12 protein-coding genes are annotated in these 17389 nt (G+C 68.0%); 5 read left to right on the top strand and 7 right to left on the bottom strand.

The window, feature by feature from the left end; translation table 11 throughout:
• Window positions 1–98 precede the first annotated feature (98 nt).
• Window positions 99–2807: a TonB-dependent receptor gene (locus PI246_RS13315; protein WP_320551793.1), complete on the bottom strand. Its 2709-nt coding sequence runs from the start codon at window positions 2805–2807 to the stop codon at window positions 99–101.
• Between the two features lie 400 nt (window positions 2808–3207).
• Between PI246_RS13315 and PI246_RS13310 the strand changes: the two genes are divergently transcribed.
• Genes PI246_RS13310 through PI246_RS13290 form a run of 5 tightly spaced genes read left to right on the top strand, consistent with a single transcriptional unit; the run spans window position 3208 to window position 7988 of the window.
• The gene (locus PI246_RS13310) at window positions 3208–4191 is read left to right on the top strand and encodes an aldo/keto reductase (protein ID WP_320551792.1); all 984 of its coding nucleotides are present in this window, start codon (window positions 3208–3210) and stop codon (window positions 4189–4191) included.
• On the top strand, window positions 4188–5021 hold the full coding sequence (locus PI246_RS13305) for an amidohydrolase family protein (RefSeq protein ID WP_407069817.1): 834 nt from the start codon (window positions 4188–4190) through the stop codon (window positions 5019–5021). The genes PI246_RS13310 and PI246_RS13305 overlap by 4 nt, the downstream gene beginning before the upstream one ends.
• Window positions 5018–5764 carry an SDR family oxidoreductase gene (locus PI246_RS13300; protein ID WP_320551790.1) on the top strand — a complete coding sequence of 249 codons (747 nt, stop codon included), beginning with the start codon at window positions 5018–5020 and terminating at the stop codon, window positions 5762–5764. The genes PI246_RS13305 and PI246_RS13300 overlap by 4 nt, the downstream gene beginning before the upstream one ends.
• A gap of 10 nt (window positions 5765–5774) precedes the next feature.
• Window positions 5775–6632, top strand: coding sequence for a fumarylacetoacetate hydrolase family protein (locus PI246_RS13295; RefSeq protein ID WP_320551789.1), 858 nt, complete (start codon window positions 5775–5777; stop codon window positions 6630–6632).
• A gap of 36 nt (window positions 6633–6668) precedes the next feature.
• The gene (locus PI246_RS13290) at window positions 6669–7988 is read left to right on the top strand and encodes an L-fuconate dehydratase (protein WP_320551788.1); all 1320 of its coding nucleotides are present in this window, start codon (window positions 6669–6671) and stop codon (window positions 7986–7988) included.
• A gap of 197 nt (window positions 7989–8185) precedes the next feature.
• Here the strand turns inward: PI246_RS13290 and PI246_RS13285 are convergent, their stop codons facing one another.
• The 6 genes from PI246_RS13285 to PI246_RS13260 form a co-directional block, all read right to left on the bottom strand.
• Window positions 8186–9514, bottom strand: a complete 1329-nt coding sequence (locus PI246_RS13285; protein ID WP_320551787.1) for a replication-associated recombination protein A — start codon at window positions 9512–9514, stop codon at window positions 8186–8188.
• A gap of 56 nt (window positions 9515–9570) precedes the next feature.
• On the bottom strand, window positions 9571–10905 hold the full coding sequence (locus PI246_RS13280; RefSeq protein ID WP_320551786.1) for a DUF3999 family protein: 1335 nt from the start codon (window positions 10903–10905) through the stop codon (window positions 9571–9573).
• Window positions 10895–13591: a DUF2339 domain-containing protein gene (locus tag PI246_RS13275; protein ID WP_320551785.1), complete on the bottom strand. Its 2697-nt coding sequence runs from the start codon at window positions 13589–13591 to the stop codon at window positions 10895–10897. The genes PI246_RS13280 and PI246_RS13275 overlap by 11 nt, the downstream gene beginning before the upstream one ends.
• Window positions 13592–13781: 190 nt before the next feature.
• Window positions 13782–14429: an outer membrane lipoprotein chaperone LolA gene (lolA, locus tag PI246_RS13270; protein WP_320551784.1), complete on the bottom strand. Its 648-nt coding sequence runs from the start codon at window positions 14427–14429 to the stop codon at window positions 13782–13784.
• 32 nt (window positions 14430–14461) lie between these two features.
• Window positions 14462–14890: a hypothetical protein gene (locus tag PI246_RS13265; RefSeq protein ID WP_320551783.1), complete on the bottom strand. Its 429-nt coding sequence runs from the start codon at window positions 14888–14890 to the stop codon at window positions 14462–14464.
• A 5-nt stretch (window positions 14891–14895) separates the two neighbouring features.
• Window positions 14896–17244, bottom strand: coding sequence for a DNA translocase FtsK (locus PI246_RS13260; RefSeq protein WP_320551782.1), 2349 nt, complete (start codon window positions 17242–17244; stop codon window positions 14896–14898).
• Between the last annotated feature and the right edge of the window lie 145 nt (window positions 17245–17389).

The raw sequence follows: 17389 nt of genomic DNA, 5'->3' as shown, positions 1-17389 counted from the left end.
GCATGGCAGCGGAACGGTTCCCTGTCATGCCCCGGCGGTAAATTCGTCGCGAAAAAAAGACCGGCGGGGCCCAGGGATGAAGCCCCGCCGGGTTCGCACTAAAGCTTGAAGTTCAGGGTCACCGAATACGTGCGACCGTTCTTGTATTCGCCGATCGGCGCGTACTTGATGTCGGCGTACTGGTAATAGGTGGAATCGAGCAGGTTGGTCGCGCTGACCGTCACGCCGGCCCACTCGGTGAACTGGTACGACGCGCTCACGTCGAGCTCTTTGTAGGCGTCCGAGAACACGTTGGAGTTCAGGCGGCCCACCTGGGTGAAGTACGGCGAGCGGCGGCTGTAGTTGATGCGCGCCGACCACGGGCCGTGCTCGTAGTACGGGATGATGTTGATCGTGTTCTTCGACAGGTACGGCAGGTTGAGCTTGCCACCGTCGTCCTGCGTCTGCGTCGTGGCCTTGCTGTAGGTGTAGTTGGTCTGGATACCGAAGCCGTAGCCGAGATCCTGCTGGTAGATCAGCGACAGGCCCGACACCTTGGCGTTGGACGCGTTGACCGGGCCGGTCACCGAGTACACGTTGGTCTGGCCGGTGGTCGGATCGGTGAGCGAGCGGTCCGAGGTCGTGCTGACGATGTAGCTGTCGATCTTGCGCACGAACACTTCGGCCGAGAGCAGGCTGGCCGGGGCGAAATACCATTCGGCCGACAGGTCGAAGTTGGTCGACTGGTAGGGCTTCAGGTTCGGGTTGCCCGCGCTGGCGGTGAAATTACCCGTGCTGGCACCATTGAGCGAGACCGAACCGGCCAGGTCGCTGTAACGCGGACGGGCGATCACCTTGGCCACCGAGAAGCGGGCGACCTTGTCCTCGTCGATGTCGTAGGCGATGTTGAACGCCGGCAGCGGCTTGTAATAGTGCGTGCTGGTGCTGGTGCGGCGGTAGGTCGAATCGCTGGCGGTGTTGAGGTAGTAGGTGGACGTGTCACGCGTGTCCACGTACCGCACGCCGACGTTGCCGCGCCACGGGCCCGACTCGTAATCCATCTGCAGGTAGGCGGCCTTGGTCACCTCGGCCACGCCGAACATCGACGGATAGTTGAGGTTATACGGGCCCTGCGGCTGGTTCTTGAGGTAGTCGACCACGGCGCCCTGGCTGGCGGTCGGCCAGTCGGTGAGGTCGCCGCTCGCATGCAGGCCGTCGAACAGGCTGCCCGGCGTCATGCCCGGGTTGAACTGGTCGAGCGTGATCGCATCGGTCGTGTTGATGCGGTTGCCGCGCGAATCGGTGCCGTTGAAGTGGTTGGTGTACTTCACGCCCATGCGGATCTGGTTGATCGGGCCCCACTCGAGGTCACGCGACGCGTCGAACTGTGCGTAGCGCTCGCGATCCTTCGTGGTTTCGTAATAGATGCCGCCAGCCTGGTACTTGCCGTTGAGGGTCGGATCACCCGGGGGCGAACCGGCGGGCGAGGCAGGCAGGCCCCAGTTGCCGGCCGAACCGTCCTGGTAGTCCACGTTGGTGTTGCGGCCGTCGTAACCGAAGTTGTAGCCGCCGTTCTGCAGCAGGTACTTCATCAGGTATTCGGGACTCTTGCCGCCGCGGGCCGACGTGTAACCGAGCTGGCTGCTGAAGGTCCAGGCGTCGCCGTTGAAGTCGTGGCGCAGGTTGATGCTCTTGGTGGAGACGGTGGTCTCGCGGTAGTTCGCGTCGAGCTCGGCGTACGGCTGGCCGTTGCCGGTGGTGGACGACACCGTGCCGGAGGTGATGTAGCCGTTGCTATTGTTGATGTTGGTGAGCTTGTTCAGGTCGCCGCAGCCGGGGCAGACGTAGCGCGACTCGCTGAAGTTGTTGTAGTTGCCCTTGACGTAAAGGCCCGTCAGGTTGAACTCGTTGTAGTCATCCGGGCGCCACTGCAGCGCCGACTGGATGCCGTTGCGCTCGCGCTCCTGCTGGAAGTAGGCGCTGTTGATGCCCACCGGGATCTTCGAGTTGGCGTAGTTCGGATCGCCCGTGACGGTCGGGTTGCTGGTGATGCCCGAACCCTTGGTGTAACCGAAGAACTCGATACCCGCGCGCGACAGGTCGGCCTTGTCATGCGTGACGCTGGTCAGGAAACCGAAGGTGCTGTCGCTGTTCTTCCAGCTCCACAGGGCCGACGCACGCGGGTTGCCCTGCTCGGAACGGTCGTTGTAGTTGTAGCCGAGCGAACCGCGCAGCGTGTTGGCCGGCAGGTCGAGCGGCTTGCGGGTATGGATGATCACCGTGCCGCCGATGCTGCCCTCGTCGATACGGGCTTCGGGCGACTTGTAGACTTCCATGAGGCCGATGATCTCGGGCGACAGCAGCGAGTAGTTGAACGTACGGCCGCTGGTGTCCGTGGGGTTGCCGCCCCAGTCGCCCGATGCGATGGTCTGGCCGTTGAGCAGCACGCGGTTGAGCGCGGCGTCGGTGCCGTTGACGCTGATCTTCTCGCCTTCGCCGAACTGGCGGTCCACGGTGATGCCCGGCAGGTGCGAGAGCGACTCGGCGGCGTTCGTGTCGGGGAACTTGCCGATGTCGGTGGCGCTGATGGCGTCGACGACCGCATTGGCGTTGCGCTTGACGTCGATGGCCTTCTCCAGGCTGCCGCGGTAACCGGTGACGGTCACTTCCTGCAGCTGCTGGGCCTGCTTTTCCGCCGCTTTCTGCTGGGCGGTCTTGGGCGTGGCGTCCTGCGCGGGCGCGGGCGCGGGTGCCGCGTCCTGCGCATAGGCGGCGCCGGCGAGCGCGCAAAGGATGCTCGCGCACAGCAAGGTCTTGCCGTTGATCATGGTGTCTCCCCCGAAAACGGTGTCGTGTGATTCGGGCCCTGGCGGGCGCGCGAGTGCTGGGTTTTAGGTCTTGGTCTTGTGCGTTGGAACGTCGCGGCACGAACGGCGCCGCGCGATGCCTTGCGGAAAACGGGATCGCGGGATGCGATCGCCCGGCCCCTCAGCCGGTCACGCGATGCCCCTGATGCCCGTTTCCTGCGAGTCCGTTCACTGGCGAACATAGTATTCAGATACGCGACGCAAGGAATCAAGTTGCGACGCAGCGGAATTTTTATGAAAGGGTGCGGTGAATTTCACAAAACCGTTACCGTGGGCCGGTTACGCCGTCGATGAATGGGTACTGGACAAGTTCACATATAAACGTAGTATTTATTTCTGCTCATATGGTTCGGGAGCCACGATGTCCCTGGGAAAACCGCTCTCGCCCCTCGCCTTCGGTGGCGCACCGGTGGGTAACCTCTTTGCGGAGGTGTCCGACGAGGAGGCGACGCGAGCCTTGCGGCATGCGTGGGAAGGCGGCATCCGGCACTTCGATACGGCCCCGTACTACGGTTTCGGGCTGAGCGAGACGCGCATCGGCCAGGCGCTGGCCGGGGTACCGCGTGACAGCTACACCCTGTCGACCAAGCTCGGCCGGGTGATCGAAGATGACGACGGACGCGACGGCATGGCCGACGGCTTTGCCGTGAGCGGACGGCGCGCCCGCTTCGATTACAGCCGCGACGGCCTCCGTCGTAGCCTCGACGCGAGCCTGCGTCGTCTCGGCACCGACTACATCGACATCCTGTTCCTGCACGATATCGGCACCCTCACCCATGGCGCCGACCATCCGCGTGTGTTGGCCCAGGCGCTGGACGAAGCCCTGCCCGAAATGGCGCGCATGCGCGATGAAGGCGTGGTCGGCGCAATCGGCCTGGGCGTGAACGAACAGGCCGTGTGTCTCGACGTCATGCCGCGGTTTCCCCTCGACGCGATCATGCTCGCGGGCCGCTACACCCTGTTCGAGCAGCACGCCAGCCGCGAGGTCATGGCCCGCGCCGGTGCGGACGACGTGGCGGTACTCGTGGCGGGACCCTACAACGCCGGACTGCTCGGTGGTGCCGCCGGTCCCGGCGATACCTATGATTACGCGCCCGCGACGGCGGAAGTCCGTACCCGCGCGCAGCGTTTTTATGATGTCCTTCGCGACACCGGTGTCGAGGTGGGGGCGACCGCGCTTCAGTTTCCGCTCGCCCATTCCGCGGTCGTGAGCGTAGTATGCGGTTTGCGCTCGGTCGACGAAGTCGACGCCGCGCTGCGCCGCCACCGCGCGACGGTGCCCGCCGCCGCGTGGAACGCGCTGCGCGCGAGCGGCCTGATCGAGGCCGAGGCCCCCACGCCGTGATCGTGGACGCGCACCGACACTACTGGAACCCGTCGCGCCTGCACTACGGCTGGCTCGCCGACGCGCCGTCGTCGCTACAGCGTGCATTCCTGCCCGAAGACGCCGCCCATCTCACCGATCCCTGCATCCTCGTGCAGGCGGCGCCGGACGAACGCGAGACGCGCTACCTGTTCGAACTGGCGCGCACCACGCCGAACGTGCTCGGCGTGGTCGGCTGGGTGGATATGGCGTCGGCCGACGTGACCTCGCGCCTGGACTGGCTCATGCACGACGGCGGCGGGCTGCTGCGCGGCATCCGCCCGATGGTGCAGGACATCCCCGATACCGGGTGGCTGGGCCTGCGTGCGCTTGATGACGCGTTCGACGCATTGCGCGATCGCGGCCTCGTCTTCGATGCGCTCGTCGACGAACGTCACCTGCGGGTACTCCAGGACCGCCTGGTGCGCCACCCGGGCCTGCGCACCGTGATCGACCACGCGGCCAAACCGGACATCGCCGGCCACGCGTTCGCATCCTGGGCCGGGGCCATCGCGCGTCTGGCGCAGATGCCCGACGTGCACTGCAAGCTCTCGGGCCTGCTCACGCTCACGGGGCAGGCCCCCGACGACGACCGGCTCGAGCCTTACGTGGCCCACCTGTTCGAGGTATTCGGCCCGAACCGCCTGATCTGGGGCAGCGACTGGCCGGTGCTGACCACGCACGCCACCTATGAAGATTGGCGAACCTGCGCTCACGCGCTGGTGCAGCGCCTGGCGCCGGGCCACGTCGATGCCGTCTTCGGCGGCAACGCCATCGCTACCTATTCCATCGCATCGAGGAGTTCGCCATGACCCAACGTCTTGCCGGCAAACGCGCGCTGGTCACCGCGGCCGGGGCCGGCATCGGCCGCGCCACCGCCCTCGCCTTCGCCGCCGAAGGCGCGTCGGTGATCGCCACTGACATCGACGAGGCCGCCCTGGCGAGTCTCGTCCACGAAAACGCGTCCATCACCGCCCATCGCCTGGACGTGACCGACGCCGCGCAGATCCAGGCCGTGGTCGCCGCCGCGGGCGACGTCGACGTGCTCTTCAACTGCGCGGGCTACGTGCACGCGGGCACGCTGCTGGACACGGACGACGCCGGCTGGCGCCGCTCGTTCGCGATCAACGTGGACAGCATGTTCCACACCTGCCGGGCCGTGTTGCCGGGCATGCTCGCGCGCGGCAAGGGCAGCATCGTGAACATGTCCTCGGTGGCCTCCAGCCTCAAGGGCGTACCCAACCGCTTCGCCTACAGCACGACCAAGGCCGCCGTGATCGGCCTGACCCGTTCGATTGCCGCCGACTACGTGGCGCGCGGCGTGCGCTGCAACGCGATCTGCCCGGGCACGGTGAAAACGCCGTCGCTAGGCGATCGCGTGCGCGCCCTGGGCGGCGACGAAGAGGCCGCCTGGCGCGGCTTCATCGAGCGTCAGCCCATGGGCCGCCTCGGCGATGCCACGGAAATCGCCGCCCTCGCCCTCTACCTGGCCTCCGACGAATCGTCCTTCACCACCGGCACCGTGCACGTCATCGACGGCGGCTGGTCGAACTGAGGAAACGCCCATGAAACTCGCACGCTACGGCGCGCCCGGCCACGAGAAGCCGGGCCTCATCGACGGCGACGGCCGACTGCGCGATCTCTCCGGCGTGGTGCCGGATCTGACGGGCGACGTGCTCGGCAACACCGGACTGCGCCGCCTGGCCGCCATCGATCCGGCCAGCCTGCCGCTCGTCGAGGGCGAACCGCGCTACGGCGCGCCGGTGTCGGGCATCGGCAAGATGCTCTGCGTGGGCATGAACTACGCCGACCACGCCGCCGAAACCGGCGCGCCGGTGCCGGAGCAGCCCGTGCTCTTCATGAAGGCCACCACCGCGATCGGCGGACCGAACGACACCGTGGTCATTCCGCGTGGTTCGGTGAAGACCGACTGGGAAGTGGAATTGGGCGTGATCATCGGCGACGTCACGCGCGAGGTCTCCGTCGAACAGGCGCTGGAGCACGTGGCGGGCTACGCCGTGATCAACGACCTCTCCGAGCGCGCGTTCCAGCTCGAGCACGGGGGCCAGTGGGTGAAGGGCAAGAGCTGCGACACCTTCGGTCCGATCGGCCCCTGGCTGGTCACCCGCGACGAGGTACCCGAGCCACAGGATCTCTCGCTCTGGCTGGAGGTCAACGGCCACCGTTACCAGAGCGGCAACACCCGCACGATGGTGTTCGGCGTGGCCGCGCTGGTGAGCTACATCAGCCGCTACATGACCCTGATGCCCGGCGACGTGATCAGCACGGGGACGCCCGCCGGCGTGGGCCTGGGCCTGAAACCGCCCACCTATCTCAAGCCCGGCGACGTGATCGAGCTGGGCATCGACGGCCTCGGCCGCCAGCGACAGCAGGTCGTGGCGCATCCGTCGGACCGATCCTGATCCTTTTGACGTACCCGGCACGGGAGGCCGGACCGCATGGTGACAATTACGGCGCTGGACACGTTCGACGTCCGCTTTCCGACATCGCTGGCCCATGACGGGTCCGACGCGATGAACCCCGACCCGGACTATTCCGCGGCCTACGTCGTGCTGCGCACGAACAGCCCGGATGGCCTGGCCGGCTATGGCCTGGTGTTCACCATCGGTCGCGGCAACGACGTGCAGACGGCCGCGCTCGCCGCGCTGGAGCATTTCGTGGTCGGCCGCACGGTCGACGGCATCGTGGGCGACCTCGGCGCGTTCGCGCGGGAGCTCAACGGCGACTCGCAGTTGCGCTGGCTGGGCCCCGAGAAGGGCGTGATGCACATGGCGATCGGTGCCGTCATCAACGCCGCGTGGGATCTCGCCTCGCGCCGCGCGGGCAAGCCCTTGTGGCGCTTCATCGCCGACATGACGCCAGAGCAGATCGTCGACCAGGTGGATTTCCGCTACCTCACCGACGCGCTGACGCCGGCACAGGCGCTCGAGATCCTGCGCGCGGCCGAACCGCACAAGCGCGAGCGCATCGCGCAGCTGGAGGCCGAGGGCTATCCGGCCTACACCACGTCGCCGGGCTGGCTCGGGTATTCGGACGAGAAGATGCAGCGCCTGGCCCGCCAGGCGGTCGAGGACGGCTTCCGCACCATCAAGCTGAAGGTCGGCCTGCGCCTGGAAGACGACATCCGACGCTGCCGCCTCGCCCGCGAAACGGTGGGGCCGGACATCGCGATCGCCGTCGATGCGAACCAGCGCTGGGACGTGGGCACCGCGATCGACTGGCTGCGCCCGCTCGAAGACGTGGGCCTGGCCTGGGTGGAAGAACCGACCAGCCCGGACGACGTGCTCGGCCACGCAGCGATCCGGCACGCGGTGTCGCCCACGCCGATCTCCACCGGTGAGCACGGCCAGAACCGTGTGATCTTCAAGCAGCTTTTGCAGGCCGGTGCGGTCGATCTGATCCAGATCGACGCCGCGCGCGTGGGCGGGGTGAACGAGAACCTCGCGATTCTGCTGCTGGCCGCGCGTTTCGGCGTGCGCGTCTTCCCGCATGCCGGCGGCGTGGGGCTGTGCGAACTGGTGCAGCACCTGGCCATGGCCGACTTCGTCGCCATCACCGGACGCAAGGAAGACCGCGCCATTGAGTTCGTCGACCATCTGCACGAGCATTTCGTCGATCCGGTACGGATCGAGCACGGCCGCTACCGCGCGCCGACGGCGCCGGGGTTCTCCGCGCAGATGCACGAGTCGTCGATCCGCGATCACCTGTTCCCGCACGGCATCGTGTGGAGTGCGCTGCCGCTCGCGGCGGGCGGCTGAGCGCAACGCATTTCCCTGCGCCTCGCCGTGGGCCACGGCCTGCGCCGAGGCGAGGGGTTGTGGGGGACCGTCGTCTCTCGATGCGCGATACCTCTCCTACCCGTCGCACCGGTGCAGGCCGGTGCCCACGGTGGGGCGTGTGAAGGTGTGAGCGGTGGCGTAACGACCCGAAGGCCATCGCGTTGACGCCGTCCGAGTCAGTCGCCCTCGCGCGCAGCGGCCCGCGCCGCGCGCAGCGCGGTCAGCTTCTCGCGCAGTTTCAGTTCAAGACCGCGATCCACGGGATCGTAAAACACCGTGCCGACCAGTTCGTCCGGCAGGCACTGTTGGCCGAGCGCGATGCCGCCTTCCACGTCGTGGTCGTACTGGTAACCGCTGCCGTAGCCGAGCCCTTTCATCAGCTTCGTGGGCGCGTTGCGCAGGTGCATGGGCACGTCGAGGCTTCCCATGCGCTTCACCACGTCGCGTGCCTTGTTGTAAGCCATGTACGCCGCATTGCTCTTGGGCGATACCGCCAGCCAGATGGCCAGCTGCGCAAGGCCCAGTTCGCCCTCCGGACTGCCGAGCCGTTCGAACGTGTCCCAAGCATCCAGCGCCATGCGCCATGCACGAGGTTCCGCGAGGCCGACGTCCTCCACCGCCATGCGGGTCAGGCGCCGCGCGAGGTAGAGCGGATCGCAGCCACCGTCGAGCATGCGCGTCAGCCAGTAGACCGCCGCATCCGGATCGGACGAGCGAACGGATTTGTGCAGGGCCGAGATCTGGTCGTAGAACTGCTCGCCGCTCTTGTCGAACCGGCGCGTGCGATCGGCCAGCACCTGTTCGAGCGTGGCATCGTCGATCCGCCCGCCGTCGGCCAGCTCCGCGGCGATCTCCAGCAGCGTCAACGCACGACGCACGTCGCCGTCCGCAGCGGTGGCGATGAGCCTGAGCATGGCGTCGTCGACATCGAGCCCGAGGTCGCCCAGGCCACGTTCGGCATCGGTCAGCGCACGGCGCAGCGCGGCGACGATGTCGTCGGCCTGCACGGCATCGAGCACGTGCACGCGACAGCGCGACAGCAGCGCGGAGTTGAGTTCGAACGACGGATTCTCCGTCGTCGCGCCCACGAAAAGAATGACCCCACGCTCGATGTACGGCAGGAACGCATCCTGCTGGGCCTTGTTGAACCGATGCACCTCGTCGACGAACAGCACGGTGCGCCGTCCCTGGGCGAACTTGCCTTCGGCGTCGGCGAGTGCCTTGCGCACGTCGGGCAAGCCGCTCATCACCGCCGAGATCGCACGGAAGTCGGCGTCGGCGTAGCGGGCCACCAGCAAGGCCAGCGTGGTCTTGCCGCAACCGGGCGGCCCCCACAGGATCATCGAATGCACCCGGCCCGCTTCCAACGCGCGACGCAAGGGCTTGCCCTCACCGACGACACGCTGTTGCCCCACGATCTCGTCGAGGGATCTCGGGCGCATGCGCTCGGCGAGCGGCTTCAGCGCATCGGGTTCGGCAAACAGGCCGGGGGATTGGGAAAACATGGGGTTCGCTGCGTGCGGTGAACGCGCATTATCGCGCGTTCGCCGTGCAGGGTGCCTCAACGGTCGCCCGGGCCCTTGCGACGCAGCAGGCTGGCGGCCATGCCGATGATCACGCCTGCGCCCAGCAGCAACACCGCCCAGAGCAGGGGTCGCGTCCAGTCGAACGGTGCCGGCGGCGCGTCGAGCGCCTGACGGCCCGCGAGGGGTTCGCCCGGTCCCACGGTCGCGGCGGTGGGGCGCCACTGAGGGCCGCCCCGCTGCCGCAGGCCTGCCAGCGCATCGCCGATCGGCCAGTCGGGGCGACGCGCCGAGCGGCTGCCGACCAGAAGGCGATACGGCGGCTGCCCCTCGGGAAGAAACACGAAGCGATCCGGTTGCCAGCCGAGGCTCAGCCGGGGAGCGTCGCGCAGGGGTGTCGACACGTGCACACGCAGGTGGTTGCGCCGATAGGGTGCCAGCACGAGCGTTGGCGGCGCCGCACCCGGGGCGATCACCAGGCTGCCCAACGCGTCGATCGCCGCGCCATCGACCGCCGCCACGTCGAGGCGTGCCACCTGGTCGTCGGGGCCGAGCGTGGCACGCACCTGGCTCAGGGGGAGCGCGGCGGGCAGGAGAACATCGTAGTCCACGCCCTGCCCGCCCGCGGCCTGGCTCGTCGGCGCCATGTCGAACCAGCGCAGGGGCGCGTCGTCGCGCGTGCCCTCGTCGGTGACGACGCCGGTCAGCGTCGCGGTCCACGCATGGCCGGTGTCCCAAGGAGCCTCGCCCTGGCGGACACGCACCCGGTAATAGCGCCATGCGGCGCCCGATAGCGTCGCAGTGAGCGCCTGCACCGCGCCGTCGCCGCGACCCACCGTGACGATGGCGACGTCTCGCGCGAGCGGCGCCCATTGCTGCAGGTCGGCACTGCCGTCGATATCCACGCTGAGGTTGGCTTCGCGATCCCCGGAAGGGAACGCCAGGGACTCGGCGGCGATCGGCCGTTGCGCGTCCAGCAACCATTCGCGGGGCGCCCCGTTCACGGGCGCCGCCCCCGGCTCGATGAGGATGTTGCCCTGGGTGTCCCGGCGAATGCTCGGGCCGACGGCCCCCGCCGCCACTGGAGGTACCGGCAGGAGCGCGACGGTGACCGGCATCCGCCGCTGCTGGGCACCGGCTGCGCGATACGGTCCCATCGCCACCGGACGATTCGATGCGTCCACCACGATCACGTCGGCCAGGCCGGCGTCCGCCACCGCCCAGCGGTAGGCGTCCTGCGGCAGTTCGACGAGATAAGCGTTGGCGCCCGGCGGCGTGGCGAGCGGATAGGCGTACGCGAAACGCGGCGCGTCCGCGGCGTGGGCCGTGGCAAGACCCGCGATCAACGCGACGAACGATCCTTTACGACGCATGGGGCGACTCCGCGATCTGCCGCGGCGGTGCCGGGGCAAGGTATCCGACGAGGGTGCACAACAGGCCGTAGGCCATGAACGAACCGATGCCGAACAGGTTGCCCAGGTGGTCGCGATCGACCAGCAGGAGCTTCGCCAGCACCAGGCCCATGATGCAGGCGCCGGCCAGCCAGAGCGTGCGTTGCCCGCGACGTGATCCGGCGACCCAGGCCAGCACGCCCACCGCGCTCCACACCACGGTAAGCGACAGTTGCGCGAGGCTCGATCCCATCAGCGCCCCGCTCCAAGGCACGCCGCCCAGCTGATGCACGGCGCGCAGCGTGGCGCTCGTGGCGAGCATGAACACCCACGCGGCCACGATCGGCGGACGGATCCTGCGGAGCCCGACCGGGGCCAGGGAATCGGACATCCCGCGAAACACCAGCACACCCACGGCGACAAGCAACAGGTCGACGGGATTGAGCAGCGGCACGAACGGCAACGGCCGCACGCCGCCCGCGTTGCCCAGCAAGGCCAGGCCGATGATGGCGGTGCCTGCGAGCAACACACCGCCGAGCATCAGGCGAAGCGCCGTCGTCGACGTCGGTAACGGTGCCATCACGGGCCGAGGCCACCACAGCAAGGCGGCGGTCAGCAGCAACGTCGGCGCCCCGAACATCGCCGCGACCCACCCGGGCCCGAGCGCAACCGACGTACCGATGGCCACGTCGGTCGCTACCGCGACAAGGGCCAGCCAGCGCGCCCACCACAGTACGTTGGCGGCGACGACGGCCACACGGTGGCCGTCGCGGATCGCCCGCATCGCGAACCATCCGGCGATACCGGCGACGATCACCGCCAGCAACGCATACCCACTGAACGGCTGCACGTGGCGATCGTCCGCCGCCTGCGCCATGAAGACCAGAAGCAGGAAGATCACCGGCACCAGGAAGGCCAGCGTGAGTCCCAGATCGAGTTTACGCACGCGACGGCTGGCTTCGCCGATCACCCACGCGGTCACCCCGGCCAAGGCGATCCACGCGGCAAGGTTGCCGGCACCCTGCAGGTGGCGGCCGATCTCGCGACCGACGCCGATATCCCACCAGAGCAGCGCCCACAGCGCGAGGCCGACGCGAGCGATGCTGGAGACGCCTTGCGAGCGCCCATGCCGATCGAACTGCCACGCGCCCAGCGCGCCGCCCGCCACGATCAGCATGGCGCCGATGAAGTGCCCGTTGAGCAGCGCCCAGCGATCACGATCATCCAGCATCGCTGCGAGCAGCCACGCCCCGGCGGCCGCGACCTGCAGCAGGACGCCCATCCAGCGCGACAAACGGCGCGACTGCCGGAAGCCGAGCCAGATCAGCCCGGCCCCTTCCAGCGCGAAGACCGCCGCCGTCGCACTCGCGCTCAGGGCGAGCGGCACGGCGACCGTGGCGAAGGCCACGGCAAGCACGGCCCAGGTGTCGCGCAAGAGGCGCATGTCCTCGCGATGGCGAAGCGCGAACGCGATGCCGACGTAGATCGCCGCCGCCACGAGCGCGGAGAGCGCGAGCGGCATCGGCGCCCAGTCGAGCAGCGCCGCCTGGAGCACCAGGCACGCGATCGGGTTGCCGAACATCAGGCAACCATCGAGCACCGCGCGACGGCGATCGGGCGAGCGCATCACGTGCAGCCAGGGCGCAGCGAGGTAAAGCAGGAAGAACAGCACAAGGAACGGCTCGGTGCTGGAGAACAGGCCGGCGTTGTACTTGAGCACGCCCCAGGCGGTGCCGACGCCGAAGGTGGCGACAAAACCGAGCACGTTCAGCACGCGCCAGGCTTTCTTCCAGGCGATGCCGAGAATGCCGAGGTTGAGCACGGCGTAATACGTGAAGAGGGCTTCGTGACTGCCCTGCCCGCTCGACGCGATGATCGGCGCGGCGAAACCGGCGACCAGGCCCAGCACGGCCAGGGCGAGCGCATCCTGGAGCACCGCGAGCATGCCCAGGCCACCGACGAAGATCACCAGCAAGGCGAACGCGGGCAACGGGCCAATCAATCCATAGAGGCGATAGGCGGCGAACACCGTCATCACAAGCACGCCGATGGAGCCACCCTGGAGCGACAACGCGAAGGCCCGCCGCCTGTCGCGCTGGAACCAGCCGAACGCCGTGCCGGCAATGGCGAACAGCGCCACGAGCATCAGGCGCACCGGGAGGGGAACCCGCAGCAATCCCGCGTCCGTGGCGTACTTGAGGAAGGCCGCCACGCCTGCGAAGAGCACCAGCATGCCGACCTTGACCGGCACGTTGCCCTCCGTGAACCAGCCTTTGATCGCCTGGGCGAGGCGCTCGCCACGCGTCGGATCTGCGGGTGCCTCGGGTAAGGGCGCCATGGGCGGAGGCACCGAGGGCGGCCTGTCGGCCGCGACGGGTTCGGCCGGCATCGGGGGTGGGACGATCGCCGGTTGCCCCATGCCAGGGGCGGTGGCCTCGGGCCAGGGCGTCACGTCGTCGGCCGACACCGCCGCAGGCTCGGCGATCGGAATGATCGACGCGGGCGTGGTCGTCGCGTCGAGGCGGCGAAGCGCTTGGTCAAGTTCGTCACGCAGGAGGGACGTGCGCGCCCAGAGCACGCCGATGGCGAATCCCGCGACACTGCCTGCGACGCCTTGACCCACGAAAGCGCCGATGATCGCGCCGATGATTCCGAAAAGAACGTACACGCCCTATCCCTCGACCCCGTCCGATATCCGGGGCGGAGTCTGGCATGAAATCGCATGATCGTGCGGCGTGTCAGGCGGGTCGCATGGCGATACCGGCGGCCGCCGTATCGCCATGCGATCGGCGCCCCCTTCGGTTGGCGGCCCGGTTAGCCCGCGGGGCGGGCTCCTGCAAAGCGGGGCAAACGCCTTGTCAGTGCAGCGGCTGGGTCTCGATGACCGGCTGGTCGCCGATGACGTCAGCGCCCGGCGGTGGCACGAAGTGGAAGGTGTCGGCGGGGATGGGGCCGTTCTTCTGCCAACCCGCGAACTGGATACGCGTGGTGTTGCCGAGTTGGTCGCGGAACTCCATGCGGGCCAGGCCCGAGGCGTCGAAGCCCAGGTCCGCGTAGTCGAATTGCGGATCCTTGCTGGTGGACTTCAGGCGCAGCCATTGCAGGCCGTCACGCTCGCCCTGCTCGGTCACCTTGAAGTCGCGGTCGAGCAGCGAGAGGTCGGTCAGCACGGTGAGCGGACTCTGCGCCTCTTCGGTACTCTGCTTGCGCACGGTGACCTGCTCCAGATCGGGGTCGTAGAGCCACACCCGGCTGCCGTCGGCAACGATGGTCTGCTTGTAGGGCGCGAGCGTCTCCCAGCGGAATTCCCGCGGCGCCTGCAAGGCCAGGGTACCCGAGCTGGTCTTGCCCGGGTCGCCGTTGGCGTTGGAAAGGGTCTGGCTGAAACGCCCGGTCACCGAATGCAGCCCCTTCGCGAAGGCGTCGAGGCGTTCGCGGGCCGGGCCGGCGGCGAACGCCGGAAGGCAGGAGAGGAACAGCGTCGCGGCGAGCAGCAGGCGTTTCATGGGCGGTTTTCCGTGAGTGGCGGCGCGGATTGTCAGCGATCGGTCTCGAACAACGACTTAAGCATGTCGATGGCCTCGCCAGGGCTGATCTCGCCCGAACGCATCTTGTCGCTGATGTCGGCGATGGCCTTGCCGTCGCGGTGCCAGAACGGCGCCTCGCGGGTGGCAACATGCTGGGGACGGGCCTCCTGACCAAGCACGACGATTTCGGCCACCTCGGGCTGCTCGGCAAAGATCACTTCGAGGGCGTCGTCGACCTCGGCCGTATGGCCGGCCGGGTAGTCGCGCACCACCGTGCAATGGCGGCCATCGTCCGAGCGAAGCTCGAGCCCGGGGATGGACGGATTGAGTTCGAACACGTTCTCGATTTCGTCGAGCACTTCCGGGGTGGGCGTCAGATCGCCGCTGACGAGCAGGCTCCAGGGACGCTGGCGCAGCGACCCCGGGGGGATGGCATTCATGGGGTTCAGTCCTTCGGCGGCGGCGGCGCGAGCACTTCGCGGTTACCGTTGTGCTGCGGCGCGCTGACGATGCCGTCCTGCTCCATCTGTTCGACGAGGCGGGCGGCCCGGTTGTAGCCGATACGCAGGTGGCGCTGCACGCCGGAAATCGACGCGCGGCGGGTCTCGGTGACGACTCGCACGGCGCGATCGTAGAGCGCGTTGTCGCTGTCGGCGTCGCCGTCGGCGTCCTGCGGCAGGCCGGCGTCGTTGATGATCTTGCCGTCGGCGGTGGACTGCACCTCTTCGAGCACGCCCTCGATGTAGTTGGGCGTGCCCTGCGCGCGCAGCCACTCGACCACGTTGTGCACCTCGTGGTCGTCGACGAAGGCGCCGTGCACGCGCTCGGGCGTGGCGGTGCCCGGCGGCAGGTAGAGCATGTCGCCGTGACCCAGCAGCGCCTCGGCGCCAGACTGGTCGAGGATGGTGCGCGAATCGATCTTCGACGACACCTGGAAGGCGATGCGGGTGGGAATGTTGGCCTTGATGAGGCCGGTGATCACGTCCACCGACGGGCGCTGGGTGGCGAGGATCAGGTGCACGCCGGCCGCGCGGGCCTTCTGCGCGAGACGGGCGATGAGTTCTTCGACCTTCTTTCCGACGATCATCATCATGTCGGCGAACTCGTCGATGATGATCACGATGTGTGGCAGCGGCTCGAGCGGTTCGGCCACCATGCCCGGCATGTCGGGGTTGGGACGGAACAGCGGGTCGAGCAGCGGCTGGCCCGCGGTCTCGGCTTCCTTGACTTTCTTGTTGAAGCCGCCGAGGTTACGCACCCCCACGGCCGCCATGAGCTTGTAGCGCCGCTCCATCTCGGCCACGCACCAGCGCAGGGCATTGGCGGCTTCTTTCATGTCGGTGACGACCGGCGCGAGCAGGTGCGGGATGCCCTCGTAGACCGAGAGTTCGAGCATCTTCGGGTCGATCATGATCATGCGGACGTCTTTCGCGCTGCTCTTGTAGAGCAGGCTCAGCACCATGGCATTCACCGCCACCGACTTGCCCGAGCCGGTGGTACCCGCGACGAGCAGGTGCGGCATCTTGGCCAGATCGGCCACCACGGCCTTGCCGCCGATGTCCTTGCCCAACGCCAGCGCCAGCGGCGACTTCACCTGGTCGTAGCGTTCCGAGCGCAGGATCTCCGACAGGTAGACGATCTGCTTCTTGGTGTTGGGGATTTCCAGGCCGATGACGTTCTTGCCCGGAATCACGTCGACCACACGCACGCTCACCACGGACAGACCGCGGGCGATGTCCTTGTCGAGGCTGGACACCTGGCTGCCGCGCACGCCGGCCGCGGGCTCAAGCTCGAACCGGGTGATGACCGGACCCGGATACACCCCGGCCACGCGTGCCTCCACGCGGAAATCGCGCAATTTCAGCTCCACCTGCCGCGAGAGCACCTCAAGGGTTTCTTCGGAATACCCCGGGCCTTGTGGCGGCGCCTCGTCGAGCAGCGACAGCGGCGGCAGTTCGCCGTCCATGGACGCGCCGGTGAACAGGGGAATCTGATTTTCGCGGGTGGCGCGCTCGCTCTTGACCACCACCGCAGCGGCCGGGGCCTCGATGCGTACCGGTTCGCGACGGGCCTGCTTGACCGCCTCGGCCTTTTTCACCACCTCGCGCTCGGCGCGAGCCGACCGCGCGGCCATCACCTCGGGCGCCTGGCGCACCTTGCCGCCGAACCAGCCGCCGATCCGCACGACCCGCTCGCCGGTGGCATCCATCAGCCGGAACCACGACAACCCCGTGGCCAGCGTCACCGCCACCAGGCACACGGCCAGCAACAGCAGGGGCGCGCCCTTGTCCCCAAACGCACCGTGCAGTCCCCGCCCCACCCACTTGCCGACGATACCGCCCGGCCCTTCAGGCAGCACAGGCGCATCGACGTTCAGGTAGACGAGCGCGGGCGCCGTGATGAAGAAGAAAACGAAGCCGATCAGGCGCAGCGACGGCTCCCACGGCTGCACGTCGCGCTCGCCGCGGTGGCGGATCACGCGGATGCCCAGCGCCAGCAGAAGCAACGGGAAGCCGTAAGACACCAGGCCGAAGATGTAACGCAGCAGGTTGGCGATGTTGGCGCCCACCGCGCCACCGAAATTGGTGGCCCGTTCGGCCACGCCCATGTGACCCCAGCTGGGGTCCTGGTCGTTGTAGCTGATCAGGCAGACCAGCAGGTACAGGGCGATCGGCAGCAGCAGCAGGGCTCCCGCCTCGCGCAGGCGGCGCTTGAGCTCGTCGCTCAGTCCCGCGCGCTGGGCCTTGACCTGGGCCTTGGCCTGTTTCTTGACGACTTTCGCGCTGCGCGCCACGTTTGACGAATACCTCGGTGAACGGATCGCGGCATGATGCCACGCCCGGGGGTGTCTTGAATCATGCCCGCCTGTTCCCCATTCTTGCGGGCCAGATACGCGCGGGCGAGAGGTCGGATCGCGCGTTACGCACTTATTAAACCAA

Origin of the sequence: Luteibacter sahnii (genome assembly GCF_034063545.1) — a bacterium.
GTDB lineage: Bacteria > Pseudomonadota > Gammaproteobacteria > Xanthomonadales > Rhodanobacteraceae > Luteibacter > Luteibacter sahnii.
This window is presented reverse-complemented; position numbering and strand designations above follow the sequence as displayed.

Excerpts from the sequence above, each read along its gene's own strand:
- PI246_RS13315 (WP_320551793.1), bottom strand. The coding sequence starts at position 2,807 with ATGATCAACGGCAAGACCTTGCTGTGCGCGAGCATCCTTTGCGCGCTC.
- PI246_RS13310 (WP_320551792.1), top strand. The coding sequence starts at position 3,208 with ATGTCCCTGGGAAAACCGCTCTCGCCCCTCGCCTTCGGTGGCGCACCG.
- PI246_RS13300 (WP_320551790.1), top strand. The coding sequence starts at position 5,018 with ATGACCCAACGTCTTGCCGGCAAACGCGCGCTGGTCACCGCGGCCGGG.
- PI246_RS13295 (WP_320551789.1), top strand. The coding sequence starts at position 5,775 with ATGAAACTCGCACGCTACGGCGCGCCCGGCCACGAGAAGCCGGGCCTC.
- PI246_RS13290 (WP_320551788.1), top strand. The coding sequence starts at position 6,669 with ATGGTGACAATTACGGCGCTGGACACGTTCGACGTCCGCTTTCCGACA.
- PI246_RS13285 (WP_320551787.1), bottom strand. The coding sequence starts at position 9,514 with ATGTTTTCCCAATCCCCCGGCCTGTTTGCCGAACCCGATGCGCTGAAG.
- PI246_RS13280 (WP_320551786.1), bottom strand. The coding sequence starts at position 10,905 with ATGCGTCGTAAAGGATCGTTCGTCGCGTTGATCGCGGGTCTTGCCACG.
- lolA (WP_320551784.1), bottom strand. The coding sequence starts at position 14,429 with ATGAAACGCCTGCTGCTCGCCGCGACGCTGTTCCTCTCCTGCCTTCCG.
- PI246_RS13265 (WP_320551783.1), bottom strand. The coding sequence starts at position 14,890 with ATGAATGCCATCCCCCCGGGGTCGCTGCGCCAGCGTCCCTGGAGCCTG.